Source organism: Mycobacterium sp. 050128, assembly GCF_036409155.1.
Taxonomy (GTDB): Bacteria; Actinomycetota; Actinomycetes; order Mycobacteriales; family Mycobacteriaceae; genus Mycobacterium.
In genome coordinates, this window is record NZ_JAZGLW010000001.1 from 21,637 (window position 1) to 36,364 (window position 14,728).

The 14,728-nt window shown below is 64.0% G+C and carries 17 protein-coding genes and 1 other RNA gene; 3 read left to right on the top strand and 15 right to left on the bottom strand.

The window, feature by feature from the left end; all coding sequences use genetic code 11:
• Positions 1–144: 144 nt before the first annotated feature.
• Positions 145–237, top strand: coding sequence for a hypothetical protein (locus SKC41_RS00105; protein WP_330975764.1), 93 nt, complete (start codon positions 145–147; stop codon positions 235–237).
• Between the two features lie 708 nt (positions 238–945).
• On the opposite strand, the gene SKC41_RS00110 is transcribed toward SKC41_RS00105, so the two are convergent.
• The 13 genes from SKC41_RS00110 to prfB all read right to left on the bottom strand — a co-directional run bounded on the left by SKC41_RS00110 (position 946) and on the right by prfB (position 11,938).
• The gene (locus SKC41_RS00110) at positions 946–2,109 is read right to left on the bottom strand and encodes an aldose epimerase family protein (protein ID WP_330975765.1); all 1,164 of its coding nucleotides are present in this window, start codon (positions 2,107–2,109) and stop codon (positions 946–948) included.
• Positions 2,110–2,224: 115 nt separating this feature from the next.
• Positions 2,225–2,578 (bottom strand): nitroreductase/quinone reductase family protein, encoded by a 354-nt coding sequence (locus SKC41_RS00115; protein ID WP_330975766.1) that lies wholly within the window; start codon positions 2,576–2,578, stop codon positions 2,225–2,227.
• 136 nt (positions 2,579–2,714) lie between these two features.
• Positions 2,715–3,082: a transfer-messenger RNA gene (gene ssrA / locus SKC41_RS00120) on the bottom strand.
• A gap of 117 nt (positions 3,083–3,199) precedes the next feature.
• Positions 3,200–4,045, bottom strand: coding sequence for a maleylpyruvate isomerase family mycothiol-dependent enzyme (locus tag SKC41_RS00125; protein WP_330975767.1), 846 nt, complete (start codon positions 4,043–4,045; stop codon positions 3,200–3,202).
• Positions 4,046–4,063: 18 nt separating this feature from the next.
• Entirely contained in the window at positions 4,064–5,101 is a 1,038-nt protein-coding gene (locus SKC41_RS00130; RefSeq protein WP_330975768.1) for a tetratricopeptide repeat protein, read from the bottom strand.
• A gap of 6 nt (positions 5,102–5,107) precedes the next feature.
• Positions 5,108–6,349 carry an ATP-binding protein gene (locus SKC41_RS00135; RefSeq protein WP_330975769.1) on the bottom strand — a complete coding sequence of 414 codons (1,242 nt, stop codon included), beginning with the start codon at positions 6,347–6,349 and terminating at the stop codon, positions 5,108–5,110.
• Between the two features lie 52 nt (positions 6,350–6,401).
• Positions 6,402–7,151, bottom strand: coding sequence for an EamA family transporter (locus tag SKC41_RS00140; RefSeq protein WP_330978698.1), 750 nt, complete (start codon positions 7,149–7,151; stop codon positions 6,402–6,404).
• 92 nt (positions 7,152–7,243) lie between these two features.
• On the bottom strand, positions 7,244–7,753 hold the full coding sequence (gene smpB, locus SKC41_RS00145) for an SsrA-binding protein SmpB (protein WP_330975770.1): 510 nt from the start codon (positions 7,751–7,753) through the stop codon (positions 7,244–7,246).
• 2 nt (positions 7,754–7,755) lie between these two features.
• Positions 7,756–8,649 carry a permease-like cell division protein FtsX gene (gene ftsX, locus SKC41_RS00150; protein ID WP_330975771.1) on the bottom strand — a complete coding sequence of 298 codons (894 nt, stop codon included), beginning with the start codon at positions 8,647–8,649 and terminating at the stop codon, positions 7,756–7,758.
• Complete coding sequence (gene ftsE / locus SKC41_RS00155; RefSeq protein ID WP_036467593.1) at positions 8,649–9,338, bottom strand: cell division ATP-binding protein FtsE; 690 nt, start codon at positions 9,336–9,338, stop codon at positions 8,649–8,651. Before ftsE ends, ftsX begins: the two co-directional genes overlap by 1 nt.
• A gap of 44 nt (positions 9,339–9,382) precedes the next feature.
• Positions 9,383–9,853, bottom strand: coding sequence for a hypothetical protein (locus SKC41_RS00160; protein ID WP_330975772.1), 471 nt, complete (start codon positions 9,851–9,853; stop codon positions 9,383–9,385).
• On the bottom strand, positions 9,850–10,830 hold the full coding sequence (locus SKC41_RS00165) for a mechanosensitive ion channel family protein (protein ID WP_330975773.1): 981 nt from the start codon (positions 10,828–10,830) through the stop codon (positions 9,850–9,852). The genes SKC41_RS00160 and SKC41_RS00165 overlap by 4 nt, the downstream gene beginning before the upstream one ends.
• On the bottom strand, positions 10,820–11,938 hold the full coding sequence (gene prfB, locus SKC41_RS00170) for a peptide chain release factor 2 (RefSeq protein ID WP_330975774.1): 1,119 nt from the start codon (positions 11,936–11,938) through the stop codon (positions 10,820–10,822). The genes SKC41_RS00165 and prfB overlap by 11 nt, the downstream gene beginning before the upstream one ends.
• A 184-nt stretch (positions 11,939–12,122) precedes the next feature.
• Here prfB and SKC41_RS00175 point away from each other — a divergent pair, with 184 nt between their 5' ends.
• Positions 12,123–13,484, top strand: coding sequence for an FAD-dependent oxidoreductase (locus tag SKC41_RS00175; protein WP_330975775.1), 1,362 nt, complete (start codon positions 12,123–12,125; stop codon positions 13,482–13,484).
• A gap of 38 nt (positions 13,485–13,522) precedes the next feature.
• Here SKC41_RS00175 and SKC41_RS00180 read toward each other — a convergent pair whose 3' ends face one another.
• Both SKC41_RS00180 and SKC41_RS00185 read right to left on the bottom strand, forming a co-directional pair.
• Positions 13,523–13,726 carry a hypothetical protein gene (locus SKC41_RS00180; RefSeq protein WP_330975776.1) on the bottom strand — a complete coding sequence of 68 codons (204 nt, stop codon included), beginning with the start codon at positions 13,724–13,726 and terminating at the stop codon, positions 13,523–13,525.
• Between the two features lie 83 nt (positions 13,727–13,809).
• Complete coding sequence (locus SKC41_RS00185) at positions 13,810–14,145, bottom strand: hypothetical protein (RefSeq protein WP_330975777.1); 336 nt, start codon at positions 14,143–14,145, stop codon at positions 13,810–13,812.
• 118 nt (positions 14,146–14,263) lie between these two features.
• Between SKC41_RS00185 and SKC41_RS00190 the strand changes: the two genes are divergently transcribed.
• Positions 14,264–14,692 carry a pyridoxamine 5'-phosphate oxidase family protein gene (locus SKC41_RS00190; protein WP_090600892.1) on the top strand — a complete coding sequence of 143 codons (429 nt, stop codon included), beginning with the start codon at positions 14,264–14,266 and terminating at the stop codon, positions 14,690–14,692.
• Positions 14,693–14,728: the final 36 nt, after the last annotated feature.

Genomic DNA, 14,728 nt, shown 5'->3' on the forward strand with positions numbered 1-14,728 from the left:
GCCGGGCGGAGCGGTGGCTTTGCGCAACGCGGGGTGCGTTGTCGGTGAAGAGCTGACCCCCAAAGAGCTTGAGGTTCTTCGTCTGCTGCCGGCCGGTTATCGCGAACGGAAATCGGTGCGCGGCTGTATATTTCGCTCAGTACCGTGAAGACCCACCAGCGCGCCGTGTACCGCAAGCTGCAAGTTGAGCACCGCGGCGCCGCAGTTAGCCGGGCACGAGAACTCGGTCTGTTGTAAGTCGCGGGCTGTGGACGTCGTCAGCCTGCATCGCCCGGCGCCGCCGGGCTTGTGGGAGTCGGTGGGGTCGCCGTAGTCGTTGTCGTAGGAGTCACAGAACTCGTCGTTGGGCTCGCGGAGCTCGTAGGCCGCACAGAGCTCGTAGGACTCGTCGGACTCGTCGGGCTGGTCGGAGTCGTGGCGCTGGTCGCATTCGGCGGAGTCGTGGGCGTCGGAGTCGCCAGGCCGGGGCCTACGCCACACCAGTCCGCCACATCTTTCGGGTACTGCTCGAGCGGTGGAGGACAGCGCTGCCCCGGCGGAAAATTGGCGCCGGCGTTGAGCAGATCGCAGGGCACGTAGACCTGCTTGCCGGTTTGAGTGTTGGTCAGACACTTCGTCGGCGGTTGGCCATGGGCCTGGACGGGAAGCAAGGCCGCCACCACCGCCACCACCATCGCGCCAAGCGCGCAAGCGAGACGGCGATAGGTCATCAGAACTCCTCGTGATGCGGTCGGGCGTGCCCAACGTGACATCGCCCTCGTAGCACGATTAAAGCCGCTCACCCCGGAAACAATCCAACCCGTCGCTTTGACCAGCGCATTCTCGCTGGAGCCACCGGAATCGAACCTCAAAATTCGCGCTGACCCCCAGGAGTGCGAAATCTCGGTGCACGAAACGACGCGAAAGTGCACGAAAAGCCGCATACATGAGCGCCTGCACCGGCCCTCATTCCGTGCCGAAGGCGAAAACTGTTGTCGAATCGTAGGTCTGGCCCGGATTGAGCGTGGTGGTCGGGAAGTTCGAGTGATTCGGCGAATCCGGGTAGTGCTGGGTCTCCATCGTGAATCCTGCGCCCTGCCGGTAGATATGCCCGCTGGTGCCCGTAAACGCCCCGTCGATGAAGTTGGACGTATAGAACTGCACACCGGGCTCGGTGGTGGAGACCGTCAGGGTGCGTCCCGTCTGCGGATCCTCGGCCCTGGCCGCCTCCACCAGCCCAGTGTTGTTGGCGCGGTTGATCACCCAGTTGTGGTCGTAACCGTGGGCCAACAACAGCTGGGGGTCATTCGCGGTGATGTGCGCGCCGATCGCGGTCGGTGAGGTGAAATCGAACGGTGTCCCCTGGACCGGAACGATTTGCCCGGTAGGGATCTGCGTGGGGTCGGTCGGCGTGTAGTTGTCGGCATGGATAGTGACCCGGTGGCCGTAGATGTCGAGCGTGTCCTCACCTGCCAGGTTGAAGTAGCTGTGATTGGTCAGGTTGATCACGGTCGGCGCATCGGTGGTCGCACGGTAGTCGATACGCAGTTCGTTCTTCTGGTTCAAGGTGTACGTGACGGTGGTCGATAGTGTTCCGGGGTAACCCATTTCGCCTGCGGGACTGACATATTGGAGCTTCAGGCCCACACTGTCGTTAGCCGTCTGCTGACTGGCCTGCCACACTTTCGTATCGAAGCCCGCGGTGCCGCCATGCAGACTGTTGCCGTTGTTGTTGATGGGCAAGTGATACTCGTTGCCGTTCAACGAGAATGCTCCCTTGGCGATCCGGTTGCCATAGCGGCCGACGATCGCGCCGAAATAGGTCTTGGCAGATCCGGTGTTGTTGACATAGCGGTCGAGCGTCGGAAAGCCCAGCACCACATTGCCGACATGGCCGGTTCGATCGGGGACCTCGATTGCCTGAATGATGGCGCCGTAGGTCAGGATTCGCACGCGCATGCCGTGCCCGTTGGTAAGCGTGTAGCGGGTCACCGGGGTCCCATCCACCTGACCGAACGGCTCGCTGGAGATCGAGGGCGGCTGGGCGGGTGTGGTGGTCGTTTTGCTACATGCCGCCAAACCCGCGACACCGGCGATGGTGATCAGCAGAAGCAGTCGTTTGCCACCCACGGGCGCTCCTCGCACTCGTACTTAATGAGAGTCGGGTGATGTAGTTAAGCAGGTTGGTTCGCCAGCATCTGCACTTGGATTGTGAAAACGCCGTCCGCTTGGGGTCGGGAATCGCCTACTGGTCATCCAGCTTGACTGTGACGGTCACCCGGCCCCGCTCGTCGCGGACTGCGACGGCGTGCCCAGTTCGATGACTTCTGTTGAGCTGCAGCGCAATCGGGCCGCCGCCGTCCAAGAAATTTCGCCACCAGTTCTTACCGTCGGGAAACATCACGCGGATGACAATCTCGTCACCGACCCGCCGATAACTCACCGGCGTCGTGAAAGTCTTGCCTGAGCGGCGGCCAACGTAGGAAATCATCACCGTGTTTCGGCGCACCAGCCTGCCTACCAGTGGCGCATCGATGAGCTTGGCTGCTACAGCGTTGACGGCGGGCACCACGGCGGTCCCGAGAATTCCACGGCGCATCACAATCTCCTTGCCGGTCAATGCATACGAGCCTAGCGGGGCCGCAGCCCACACTTGCATGCCGGGCTTGGCCGCGGTGGCGAGTGCGCCTACAAACGCGAAACGGCCAGGCCTTTCGGCCTGGCCTGCCACGCTGTCGTGGAGCTGCCGGGAATCGAACCCGGGTCCTACGGCATTCCCTCAAGGCTTCTCCGTGCGCAGTTCGCTATGCCTCTACTCGGATCTCCTGATCACGCGAACTAGCCAGGATGACGATCCCAGTCGCTGTTGGTGTCCCGATGAGTCCCGCGACCGGACTCATCGGTTGATCCCTCTAGCTGATGCCGGGGTCCGGGGCGAGGGCGTTCCCGGTCCGACAGACTAGCTATCGCTTAGGCAGCGAGAGCGTAGTCGCGCTGATGTGAATCGGCGCTTATATGGTTGCAACGACGCTTACGGTGGTCTCTTGCCTGCACCGGCACGCTTCCCTTGATTCGATGCGCGAAGTCGAAACCGTTCAGCCCCTTGTCTAGTGTTTTCGCGCTCGAGCTTTCTTGCACCTACCGATTTTCGGCAGGACAACCCATTCTACGGCAGCATTAACCTGCGGCAACGGAATTATGTTCCCGCGCCAGGACGCCGTCAGATCACGAAGTTCAGCCGCTCGACGATTCGTCCCGCGACGTCCTTGTCACCAGCGAGTTCGACGTCCTGCGGGCGCGCCGGGCACATCGGGCGTCCGCCGGCGAGCCGGGTGAACTGCAGGGCGTCCACCCGGACCGTCGCGGTCGGCTCCAGCCCGCCGAAGTCCGCCACCACCGCTGCGCGCCCGTCGACATTGACGCGGATGCTGCGCGCCAGCGGACCGGTCAGGTCGAACAGGATGCGGGAACCGTCGGGCGCTTTGGCGAGTTTGCCAACCACGAAGCCCAAGGTGGCCGCGACCTCATCCAGCGACAGCCGCGACGCGGCCCCCTCCAGCTCCGCATCCGACGACGGCCGTTGGATCGCCACGCGGATGTCTTGCTCGTGTATCCAGCAGTCGAAGACCCGGATTCGCATGAACCGTCCGTAACTTTCGGGGCCGGCGGGCGTGAAGGTCTCAGCGTTCCACTCTTGTTCGGACATCTCCTGCAGGACCTTGCGTCGTTCGCCGGTTATCGCGCGGTATCGCTCCAGGACAGTGCTGCTGGGTTGCGAACCAAGCTCGCGGACCCAGCACTCGTTCATTGCCCCGATGTCATTGCGCACATGGTCGAGCGTCTTGACGTCGATGTCGGGTTCGGGCGCGGCGATGCCCTGAAGGAACGACTCGGTGCCGATGATGTGCGACACCACGCCCTGCACGTCCCAGCCCGGCAACGGCGTCGCCGCCCGCCAGTCGGCCTCGGGCAACCCGGCGAGCAGCGCATCGATGGAGTCCCACACCGCGAACAGCCCGTCGAGCACATCGGATTTGTCGAGCAGGGTGACAGCACGTGTGGTCATGCTCGGATGCTAGGCCGATTACCGGCCGATCGTTAGCCCCACCCTCGCCAGAATCAGACCGGCAATTGTCAGAATGCCTGCCGCCGCAATCGTCCAGGCCATTCCGCCGAAGGCGGTTACCCACGCGCCCAGGCCGATCACCAGCAGCGCATGGACGAGCCGGGCAACAACAAAGGCGCGCTCCCGGAAGACCGACGCGAGCACCGTACGGGGTATGGCATAAAAGAGCCGGCCAACAATGACGATCAGCGCCGCGGTCACCATCCCGGTCGCCACCCGCAGCACCACGGTCGGATGACCGTCGACGTGGTTGAACCCGACGAATTGGATCAGGACCGCCAGCACGGTGGCGACGATCGTCAACCGACGCAACATCTTCGCCAGCACCGCCCCGATATTCCGGCGGACGAGATCGCCCAACGTCGGGTCGCTGCCCGCGGCGCCGAGAAACCCGCGCAGGGCGTGGCCGAACTTGCCGCGCTGCAACCGATTGACGGCCATGTTGTTCAGCGCCGCGGCATGGTTTGCATCCAACGCCAACGCCTGGGAGTACGAGTCCGTCGATTCCCGGATGCGGCCCAGATCGTGCAGTATCGAGCCGCGCAGGACGAGCCCGTCGGGGCTCGCGGGGTCGAGACGCAACGCCTCGTCGACGACCACCAGCGCCGAATTCAACTGATGGGACTTTTGCAGCAGTCGCGCGTAAACCCGGTGTTGCAGAGGCTCATTCGGGTGAGTTTTGACTCCCTGCCACGCCATCCACAGCGCGTCGCCGTAACGGCCAAGGCCGTCGAGCGACAGCGCATATATCCGCATGGCCAACTCGTGCTGTGGCGCGGCGGCCAATGCGGCGTACGCACTGCGCGAGGCGCCGTCATAGTTTTCGAGCAGGTATTCAGCGCGGGCATATTGAGCGAGAAGGCCGGGATCGTTCGGGTTCTGCGCCAACGAACGGCGCAGAACCTCACGCCCGCGTTCGTAATTTTCTGTGTCGAAGTACGCCTCGGCAACGTGAATGGCCTGGCCGGCTTGGTCGACACCGGGCTCCGATGTCATCGACGGTTACCGAATTTTCCTGCGCCGTAAGTACTTTGCCAGATCGTCGTAGGTGCCGTCGTTGTTGGCGAATTCGACGATGTTGCGTGCGACCTCGAACCACGGCCCGGTACTGGGACGGATTTGCGCCGCCGCCTCGTCCACATCGGCCATCGTCACCGGGCGGACCTGTCCGCTGCGCATCGACGCCGACATCGCCAATTGCGTTGCGCTGTCGCACACATGCGCGAGGTCGGCGCCGGAAAACCCGTCGGTGCGCTTCGCGATCGATTTCAAATCGATGCCCGCCACCGGCCGATCCTTCAGGTGCGAGCGCAGAATCCCCGTCCTGGCTTCGGCGTCGGGCAAGCCCACGAAGATCATCCGGTCGAAGCGGCCGGGCCGCCGCAGCGCCGGGTCGACATCCCAGGGTGCATTCGTGGCGCCGAGCACATACACCCCATCGTTGGTCGACGTCGCCGAATCCATTTCTTCCAACAAGGTATTGACGACGGGGCGCATCCCGGAGCTTCCGCTCAGCGCCGAACGCCGGTGCCCCAAGGCGTCCAATTCGTCGAAGAACAACACGCACGGAGCGTTACGGCGCGCGCTATCGAAAACCGAACGGATGCTGCGTTCGCTCTCGCCAAACCAATGGTGCAGAACATCGGCGATCCCGACCTGATAGAAATTCGCCCCGAGTTCACCCGAAATAGCCTTGGCGATGTAGGTTTTGCCGCAGCCGGGCGGCCCGTAGAGCAACAGGCCACCGCGCGCCGAGACCTTGTACGCCTTCATCAACTCGGGATTACGGATCGGGCCGAGCAGCGAAAGTTCAATCTGCCGTTTGACATCGGCCATCCCCGCGACATCGTCGAGCCGTATGGCGCTGCGCTCCAAAGCGTCGAAGTCGCGCTCGTTGACGACGTCGGCGGGGGCGTCGACGAAAGCCGGCTCGATGATGTCGGCGACTTGGCGTTCGGCGCTGGACCAATCGAACTGGGCATCGCGGGCCGATCGCCCGGTCACGGGTTCCCCCTCCTCAGCCGCCGCAGCAGGTGCCGCAAGCGCGGTGCTGCAGCGCTGCAACAGGCTCAGCGCGTTGGCGTTACCGGCGTCGTGGTGCAGCACCGCGCTGCAGTGGCCCAGCGCCTCCGCGTAGCGTCCTCGGTCGGCCAGCAGGCCGGCCAGATGCAACCGCAACTCGACCACGTCGGGGCTGCGTTCGACGGCAGCAGACAACTCGCGAATAACCGGGTCTTCACCCAACGTTTTCTCCCGACCTAGGCCTGCCGGTCCATAGTAGGTCGGGACGCAGACGTTAGGCGGCGGCGATCATGGCCACAGATCCCATGGCCATCACCATGCCGATGCCCTGCCAGCGAGTCACACGCTCGCGCAGAACCATCATCGCCAGAACGACGGTGGCGGCGGGATACATCGAAATCATGATGCTGGCCAACGACAGCAGCCACGACTGCAGCGCTATCAGCTGGGTCACCAGGGCGCAGATGTCGAGCAGCGCAATGGCCAGCGCCAGCTTCATCGACTCCCCCCGCGGAAGCCGCAAGCTGCGTCGGGACGCGGCCAGCGCGGTGATCACCACCGTGGCCGACAGCCGGGCGAACATCAGCGGCCAAAGCTTGGATTCGTGTGGTGACTGGTGCAGGAACACCAAGTCCAGCCCGAATGCACACCCGGCCAATATGGTCAGCCAGGCCACTTTGGGAGTGAAGCGGAATTGCCTCTTGCCCTCGACCGTGGCCTCACGGCTGACCAGCATCACCGCGACAATGGCCAGCACCACGCCAGCCGACGCCGCCGGGCCCGGCCTCTCCCCCAGTGCGATGCCGACCGCCACAGGCACCGCGGCATTGAGCACGCCCGCCAGTGGCGCGACCACCGAGATAGGCCCAGACCCGAGCGCCGCATAGAACGCCCACATGCCGAACGCCTGACCGACGCCGTACAGGCTGCCCCACAAGATCGCGCCGGAATGAATCGGCCCACCAACGCTCAGCGCGATCAGGCCCAGCAACACCGCCTCGACCGGATAAGCCGCCAACATCACGCGCAGCGCAGCCACGCGGCGCGCCGCCACGCCGCCCACGAAATCACTGACGCCGTAGGACACGGCAGACAGCTGGGCGTACGCGGCTCCGATCAGTTCATACCCTTTGCTCGTCGCCCCAGTTCGCGAACAACTTCACGCTGGGCGTCACGGCGGGCGAGGTCCTGACGTTTGTCGTACGCTCGCTTACCTCGTGCCAGTGCGAGCTCGACCTTGACCTTGCCCTCGGAAAAATACAGCGACAGCGGCACCAAGGCGAGGTTACCATCGCGGATTTTTCCGATGAGTGTGTCGATCTGTCGCCTATGTAACAACAACTTCCGAGTGCGACGAGGATCATGGTTTGTCCAGCTACCGTGCTCGTACTCGGGAATGTGCAAGTTACGCAACCACACTTCGCCGTCATCGACGGTAGCGAACGCATCAGCGAGCGAAGCCTGGCCCAGCCGTAGGCTTTTCACTTCGGTGCCGACTAAAGCCACTCCGGCCTCGAACAATTCCTCGATCGCGTAGTTGTGTCTGGCCTTGCGATTGGTGGCGACGATCTTCTTGCCGTCTCGCTTGCCACCACTGGCCTTGCCCCCACTGGACTTTGCGGCCACAGCTAACGCCGTACGTAGAGGCGCAACGTGGCGTAAGCCGTTAACCCGGCCATCGACACGCCGAGCAGGAACAGAATCGGGGAGATGTAAAGGATGTCGGCGTAGTCAACGCGAGCGATCAAATTGGCTTGGTAGAACTGGTTTAACGCGTTGTCCAGGAACAGTGCACGCACCACGATCAAGCCGCCAACCGCGATCGCCACACCGAGGGCCGCCGCGAGCATCGCCTCCAACAGGAACGGCAACTGCGTGTACCAGCGACTTGCCCCCACCAGCCGCATGATTCCGATCTCGGTGCGCCGCGTAAATGCGGCGACCTGAACCATGTTGGCAATCAACAGAATCGCGCCGACAGCCTGCACTAATGCGACGGCGAACGCCACATTGCTCAAGCCGTCCAGGACCGCGAAGAGCCGGTCGATCAGGTCTTTCTGATTGAGCACCGAGAGCACACCGGGCTGGCCCTGCATCGCAAGGTCAAAGTCCTTGTGCTGCTCGGGATTGTTCAACTTGACGATGAAGGACGCGGGGAAGGAATCCTTGCCCGCAACGTCCTTGTACTGCGGGAACTTTCGGATGGCGTCGTCGTATGCGTCCTGACGATTAAGAAAGCGAACCGATTTGACGTCATCGCGGCCTTCGATCTTCGTCCGCAACGCCTTACATGGATTGGTGCCGCACGTCGGATCGTTCGCGGAGACGTCGTCGGTGAGGAACACCTGCGTCTCGACGCGATCGAGGTAGATGGCGCGGGAGTGCTCGGCCAACCGCACCACCAGCAGACCGCCGCCGAACAGGCCAACCGAGATCGCGGTCGTCAGGATCATCGCGACCGTCATCGTCACATTTCGACGAAGACCGGTGAGGACCTCGTTGAGTAGGAAGCCGAAGCGCACTAGCGGTCCATCCCGTAGACGCCACGCTGCTCGTCGCGAACCAGTCTGCCCAGCGACAACTCGACGACGCGCTGGCGCATCGAGTCGACGATGTGGTGGTCGTGCGTCGCCATCAGGACCGTCGTCCCGGTGCGGTTGATTCGCTCCAGCAGATCCATAATGTCGTTGCTGGTGTCGGGGTCGAGGTTGCCGGTCGGCTCGTCGGCCAGCAGGACCAGCGGCCGGTTGACGAACGCGCGGGCGATCGCCACCCGCTGCTGCTCACCACCCGACAACTCGTGCGGCAGCCGGTTGGCCTTGCCGGACAGACCGACCGTCTCGAGCACGTCGGGCACGACCCGGTTGATCTGATCGGCGCGCTTGCCGATGACTTCCAGCGCGAAGGCGACGTTTTCATACACCGTCTTTTGCTGTAGCAGACGAAAGTCCTGGAAAACGCAGCCAATCACCTGGCGCAGCTTGGGCACATGCCGACCGGGCAGCTTGTTGACGTGGAACTTCGAGACCCGCACGTCCCCGGTGGTCGGCGTCTCCGCGGCCAGCAGCAACCGCATGAACGTCGATTTTCCCGAACCCGACGGACCGATCAGGAAGACGAACTCACCCTTGTCGATTTTGACGTTGACGTCGTCTAACGCCGGACGCGCCGACGCTTTGTACTTCTTGCTGACATGGTCAAGGGTGATCATCACGGCACGCCAGTGTAGCGGTGAATTTCGCTGGACCGCGAAGGTCAGCGCCCGGGTGGCGTCGATGTGGGCGACGGCCCCACCCCCAGCAGCGGTTGCTGCGGGGGTGGTGAAGTGGGGCTGGGGCTGGGCGGACAGAAGGGCGGCGGCAGCAGGCAAGGGAGCTGGAACGGCGGCGGTGACGTGGTCGTTGGCGGCGGGGGCGGCGGCGACGTGGTGGTCGGGGTCGGCGCGGTGGTGGTCGGAGTCGGCGCGTACGTGTTCGCCGGCGGCTGCACCCTGGTGCGCGGGACCCAGGTGTAGTTCGGGTCCGGTACGAAGCCCGGCGGCACTACCTGCGGAGCGGGCGCCTTGGGAGCCGGCTCCGCGTGGTTGATGTCATAGACCCACCAGATGGCGAGGAAGGCGATGATCAGCGCCACCGTCGAGGTGCGCATCCGGCCGCCGAACATATAACGGGGCCACCGGTGTTCCTCGTCGCGGTGCTTTTCGAGGACATTGAGGGTCAGCTTCACTGTTTCACCGACTCGTGCGCGATCTCAGCCGCTGCTTCGGCGGACTTTGCGACGCCGGCGTCGTCCTCGACCACGCTCACCGTTGCGTCGGCCGTGGTGACAATGCCGGCGCGGGCGAGTGCCCGCATGACCAGCACCCGCAGCTGCCGGCCGGCCTCGAACTGTTTGCCGGGCAACGTGCGCGCCACCATGCGCAGCGTGACGGTGTCGACTTCGATGCTTTCCAGGCCCATCAGGGTGGGTGCGTCCAGCAGCAGCTCACCCAGCAACGGGTTGTCCATCGCGTGGTCGCACACCTCATGCAGGACCTCGTTGACCCGGTTGAGGTCGGCGCTGGTCGAGACGGGGATGTCGATCACCGCTCGCGCCCAGTCCTTGGACAGGTTGACGGTCTTGACGATCTGGCCATTGGGGATGGTGAACAACTCGCCGTCCGACGAGCGCAGCCGCGTCACCCGCAAGGTCACGTTCTCGACCGTGCCGCGCGCCTCGGCGTTGATCCCGGCGACCGTCAGCGAGACCAGGTCACCAAAGCCGTACTGCTTCTCAACGATGATGAAGAAACCGGAGAGCAGATCCTTGACCAGCTGCTGAGCACCGAAACCCAGCGCCGCACCGATGACAGTGGCGGGCGCGACCAGGCCGCCGACGGAAAAGTTCAGCACGTCGCTGATCTGGACGACGGCCCAGATCGCAATCAGGACGATCGACACCCACTGGATCACCGACGCCACGGCCTGGCGGTGCTTGGTCGCCTCCGAACGCACCAGGGCGTCGCTCTCGGTGAAGCCGACGTCGAGCTGCCGGGTGACCTGCTGGGCCACCCAGGTGACGAAGCGGACCGCGAGCACCGACGCGATCAGCAACATCACGACGCGCAGGCCCTGGTCGAGGATCCAGCCACCGATGTGGCCGTGCCAAAAGTTGTGCCACGGCTGCGTCATCGCGCTAGCAACATAATTTGTATTAGTCGTCATCTTTTCGGTTGCGCCACCGGATCCCCGCTTCCAGGAACCCGTCGATGTCCCCGTCCAAGACGGCCGCCGGATTGCCGACCTCGTACTCGGTCCGCAGATCCTTGACCATCTGATACGGATGCAATACATAGGAGCGCATCTGGTTACCCCAGGAGCTGCCGCCGTCACCTTTGAGCGCGTCCAGCTCAGCACGTTCTTCTAAACGCTTGCGCTCCAACAACTTTGCTTGCAGAACCCGCATCGCCGCAACTTTGTTCTGCAATTGCGACTTTTCGTTCTGGCAAGTCACGACGATACCGGTCGGGATGTGGGTGAGTCGAACCGCCGAGTCGGTGGTGTTCACCGACTGCCCCCCGGGACCGCTGGATCGGTACACGTCGACACGCAGATCGCCTTCCGGAATTTCGATGTGATCGGTGGTCTCCACCACCGGCAGCACCTCGACTTCGGCGAAGGACGTCTGACGCCGACTTTGGTTGTCGAACGGGCTGATCCGCACCAGCCGATGGGTGCCCTGTTCCACCGACAACGTGCCGTAGGCAAACGGTGCGTGCACGGCGAAGGTAGCGCTCTTGATCCCGGCTTCTTCGGCGTAAGAAGTGTCGAACACCTCAACGCCGTACTTGTGTTGCTCGGCCCACCGGATATACATCCGCATCAGCATCTCGGCCCAGTCCGCGGCGTCCACCCCGCCCGCGCCGGAGCGGATGGTCACCAGCGCCTCGCGCTCGTCGTACTCCCCCGACAGCAGGGTGCGCACCTCAGCGGCTTCGATGTCGGCACGCAAGGCCTTCAGCTCGGCGTCCGCCTCGGCGAGGGCGTCGGCTCCCTCTTTTTCCGCGCCCTCCTCGGCGGCCAGCTCGTAGAGCACCGGCAGATCGTCGACCCGCTGACGCAACTGCTCGACGCGGCGCAACTCGCCCTGGGTGTGCGACAACTCGCTGGTCACCCGCTGCGCGTTGGCCTGGTCGTCCCACAGTTTGGGATCGGACGCCTCGTGCTCGAGCTTCTCGATGCGGCTGCGCAGACCGTCCACATCGAGCACCCTTTCCACCGTGGTCAGGGCGGAGTCGAGGGCGGCGATATCGGCTTGACGGTCAGGTTCCACAGCCGACCACGTTACCGGCGCGCTGGTCGGCGGCGAATGCTCAGGTGGCGACGCGCGGCACTTCGACCACCGGCTGGGGTTCACCGTCTAGCATCGAATCACCATCATGTGCGCCCGCGACTGCGACGCCCAGCCCAATCTCAGGCCCTTGCGTCGCAGCCGGGCATGAACAGAAGGCTTGGGTATGCGTCGGTTTCATGTCGCCATCGTCGGCTCCGGACCATCGGGTTTCTTCGCCGCAGCATCTTTGCTGAAGGCCGCCGATACCTCCGATGAGATCGATGTCGCGGTCGACATGCTCGAGATGTTGCCGACACCGTGGGGACTGGTGCGCTCCGGCGTGGCACCCGACCATCCCAAGATCAAGTCGATCAGCAAGCAGTTCGAAAAGATCGCCGGCGATCCCCGCTTCCGGTTCTTCGGCAACGTGGCGGTGGGTGAGCACGTGGCTCCCGCCGAACTAGGCGAGCGCTACCACGCCGTGATTTATGCGATCGGGGCGCAATCGGATCGCTCGTTGAAGATTCCCGGCGAAGACTTGGCGGGCAGCATGGCCGCCGTCGAATTCGTGGGCTGGTACAACGCCCATCCACACTTCGAGAGCGCGACCCCGGATCTGTCCGGGGCCCGTGCCGTCGTGATTGGCAACGGCAACGTGGCCCTCGACGTCGCCCGCATCCTGATCACCGACCCCGGCGCGCTGGCCGAGACCGATATCGCCGATCACGCGCTGGAATCCCTGCGCCCATGCGGTGTGGAAGAAGTGGTGATCGTCGGCCGACGCGGTCCCTTGGAGGCCGCGTTCACCACGCTGGAATTGCGCGAGCTGGCCGACCTCGACGGGGTCGACGTCATCGTCGATCCCGCGCAGCTGGAGGGCATCAGCGATGAGGATGCGGAGGCCGCCGGCAAGACCACGAAACAGAACATCAAGGTGCTGCGCGACTACGCCAACCGCGAACCCCGCCCGGGACACCGGCGCATGGTGTTCCGGTTCCTGACCTCTCCGATCGAGATCAAGGGCGACGACAAGGTGGAGGGAATCGTCCTTGGCCGCAACGAGTTGGTCGCCGACCAGAGCGGGCGGGTATCGGCCAAGGACACCGGGGAGCGCGAGGAGCTGCCGGCTCAGCTGGTGGTGCGCTCGGTCGGATATCGCGGCATGCCCACCCCGGGGCTGCCCTTTGACGACAAGACCGCGACCATCCCCAACACCAACGGCCGGGTCGAGGGCAGCCGCAATGAATACGTGGTCGGCTGGATCAAGCGGGGGCCGACCGGCGTCATCGGCACCAATAAGAAGGACTCTCAAGACACCGTCGACACCGTGATCACGGATCTGACCGGCGCCGACGAACTGTCCGCATTCCCGGATGACCATGCCGAGAAATTGGCCGACTGGCTGGCCTCGCGCCAACCGAAGCTGGTCACCTCGGCCCATTGGGACATGATCGATGCCCATGAGCGTGCGGCCGGCGAGCCGCACGGGCGTCCCCGCGTCAAACTGCCGAACCTCGTCGAGCTGCTGCGCATCGGCCACGGCTGATCGCGTACTGACGCAATCACGTTGGGGCTGGGCTCGATTCAGCGCCTGAGGACGACGAGGCCTGCGCCGACGAGCAACAGGACGATGGCGCTGGCGATGGCCCACCCACCGCCGGCGAGCCACCAGATGACGCCCACCAGCGCGAGCGCGGGCGACACCGCGAAGAGCACCAAGACCGGGTGCTGCCGGATCACCTCAAGTGCACTTTTCGCCCGGATCGGGTCGATGTCTTTGCCCGCCATGGCTAAAGAATGCCATCCCACAACCACAATGCAAGAGCTGAACGGACGCGGCGCCGACTTGGTACCACAAGCGATTTCGCCAACTAGCCGGCGCCCGCGGGCGATTCGGGCGGAGCGAACCTCCAGTTGTCCGGATTCTTCGAGGAATACACCACCTCGTGTAGTTCGCCCATGCTCGGCCATTGGTCGACGTCGACCACCATCCGCCAATAGACGGGATACTCGTTGACGGTGGGTCCGTTGATCACACCGGCAATGGTGACGTACTGCTCGCCGGTGACGTCGGGCCGCGGGCTCACCCCGGTCACCAACAACGTGCCCCCGAGTAGCTCACCACGCGGGCCGCGCGGGATGAAGCGCTGAGCGAGAAATCCCCCCAGTACCGCGACGACCAGAAGTAACAGCGCGAATTCCCACACGTCGCCATGGTAGGACGCCCGACGCGATGTACGGTCGAATTGACCTAGGACCCTACTGTCCCACGCGGATTCGCCGTAGCGTCGTGGGTACCGGTGCGCCCAAGGAAAGGTGAGGTCGATGACTGATGAGCCCGCGGTCGTTTTGTCGGAAGACGAGAGTTGGCGCAGGTTGGGCGGCGTCGCCTTGGGCCGGCTGGTGACCAGTTTCGCCGGCGAACCCGAGATCTTCCCGGTGAACTATGCGGTGCAAGACCGAACGGTGCTGTTCCGCACCGCCGAGGGCACCAAGTTGTTTTCCGCCGTGGGGAACAGCGTGGTGGTGTTCGAGGCCGACGACCACGACGTCGCCGAAGGCTGGAGCGTGATCGTCCGGGGCCGTGCTCGAGTGCTGAAGACCGCGGCGGACATCGAGCAAGCCGACCGCGCCCAGTTGATGCCGTGGACGGCGACCGTAAAGAAGCATTACGTCCGGGTGACCCCGACCGATATAACGGGCCGCCACTTCACATTTGGACCGGAACCGGATCCGCACGCATCGTTTGCCTGACGCGGCCGGCCGCGGGCGGCGCGTCGAGCTCGTGTG

What these genes read in the sequence shown, in the direction of transcription:
- SKC41_RS00125 (WP_330975767.1), bottom strand. Translation starts at nt 4,045, where the DNA reads ATGACCACACGTGCTGTCACCCTGCTCGACAAATCCGATGTGCTCGAC.
- SKC41_RS00190 (WP_090600892.1), top strand. Translation starts at nt 14,264, where the DNA reads ATGACTGATGAGCCCGCGGTCGTTTTGTCGGAAGACGAGAGTTGGCGC.
- ftsE (WP_036467593.1), bottom strand. Translation starts at nt 9,338, where the DNA reads ATGATCACCCTTGACCATGTCAGCAAGAAGTACAAAGCGTCGGCGCGT.
- SKC41_RS00115 (WP_330975766.1), bottom strand. Translation starts at nt 2,578, where the DNA reads ATGCGCCGTGGAATTCTCGGGACCGCCGTGGTGCCCGCCGTCAACGCT.
- SKC41_RS00130 (WP_330975768.1), bottom strand. Translation starts at nt 5,101, where the DNA reads ATGACATCGGAGCCCGGTGTCGACCAAGCCGGCCAGGCCATTCACGTT.
- SKC41_RS00175 (WP_330975775.1), top strand. Translation starts at nt 12,123, where the DNA reads ATGCGTCGGTTTCATGTCGCCATCGTCGGCTCCGGACCATCGGGTTTC.
- SKC41_RS00165 (WP_330975773.1), bottom strand. Translation starts at nt 10,830, where the DNA reads ATGACGACTAATACAAATTATGTTGCTAGCGCGATGACGCAGCCGTGG.
- SKC41_RS00180 (WP_330975776.1), bottom strand. Translation starts at nt 13,726, where the DNA reads ATGGCGGGCAAAGACATCGACCCGATCCGGGCGAAAAGTGCACTTGAG.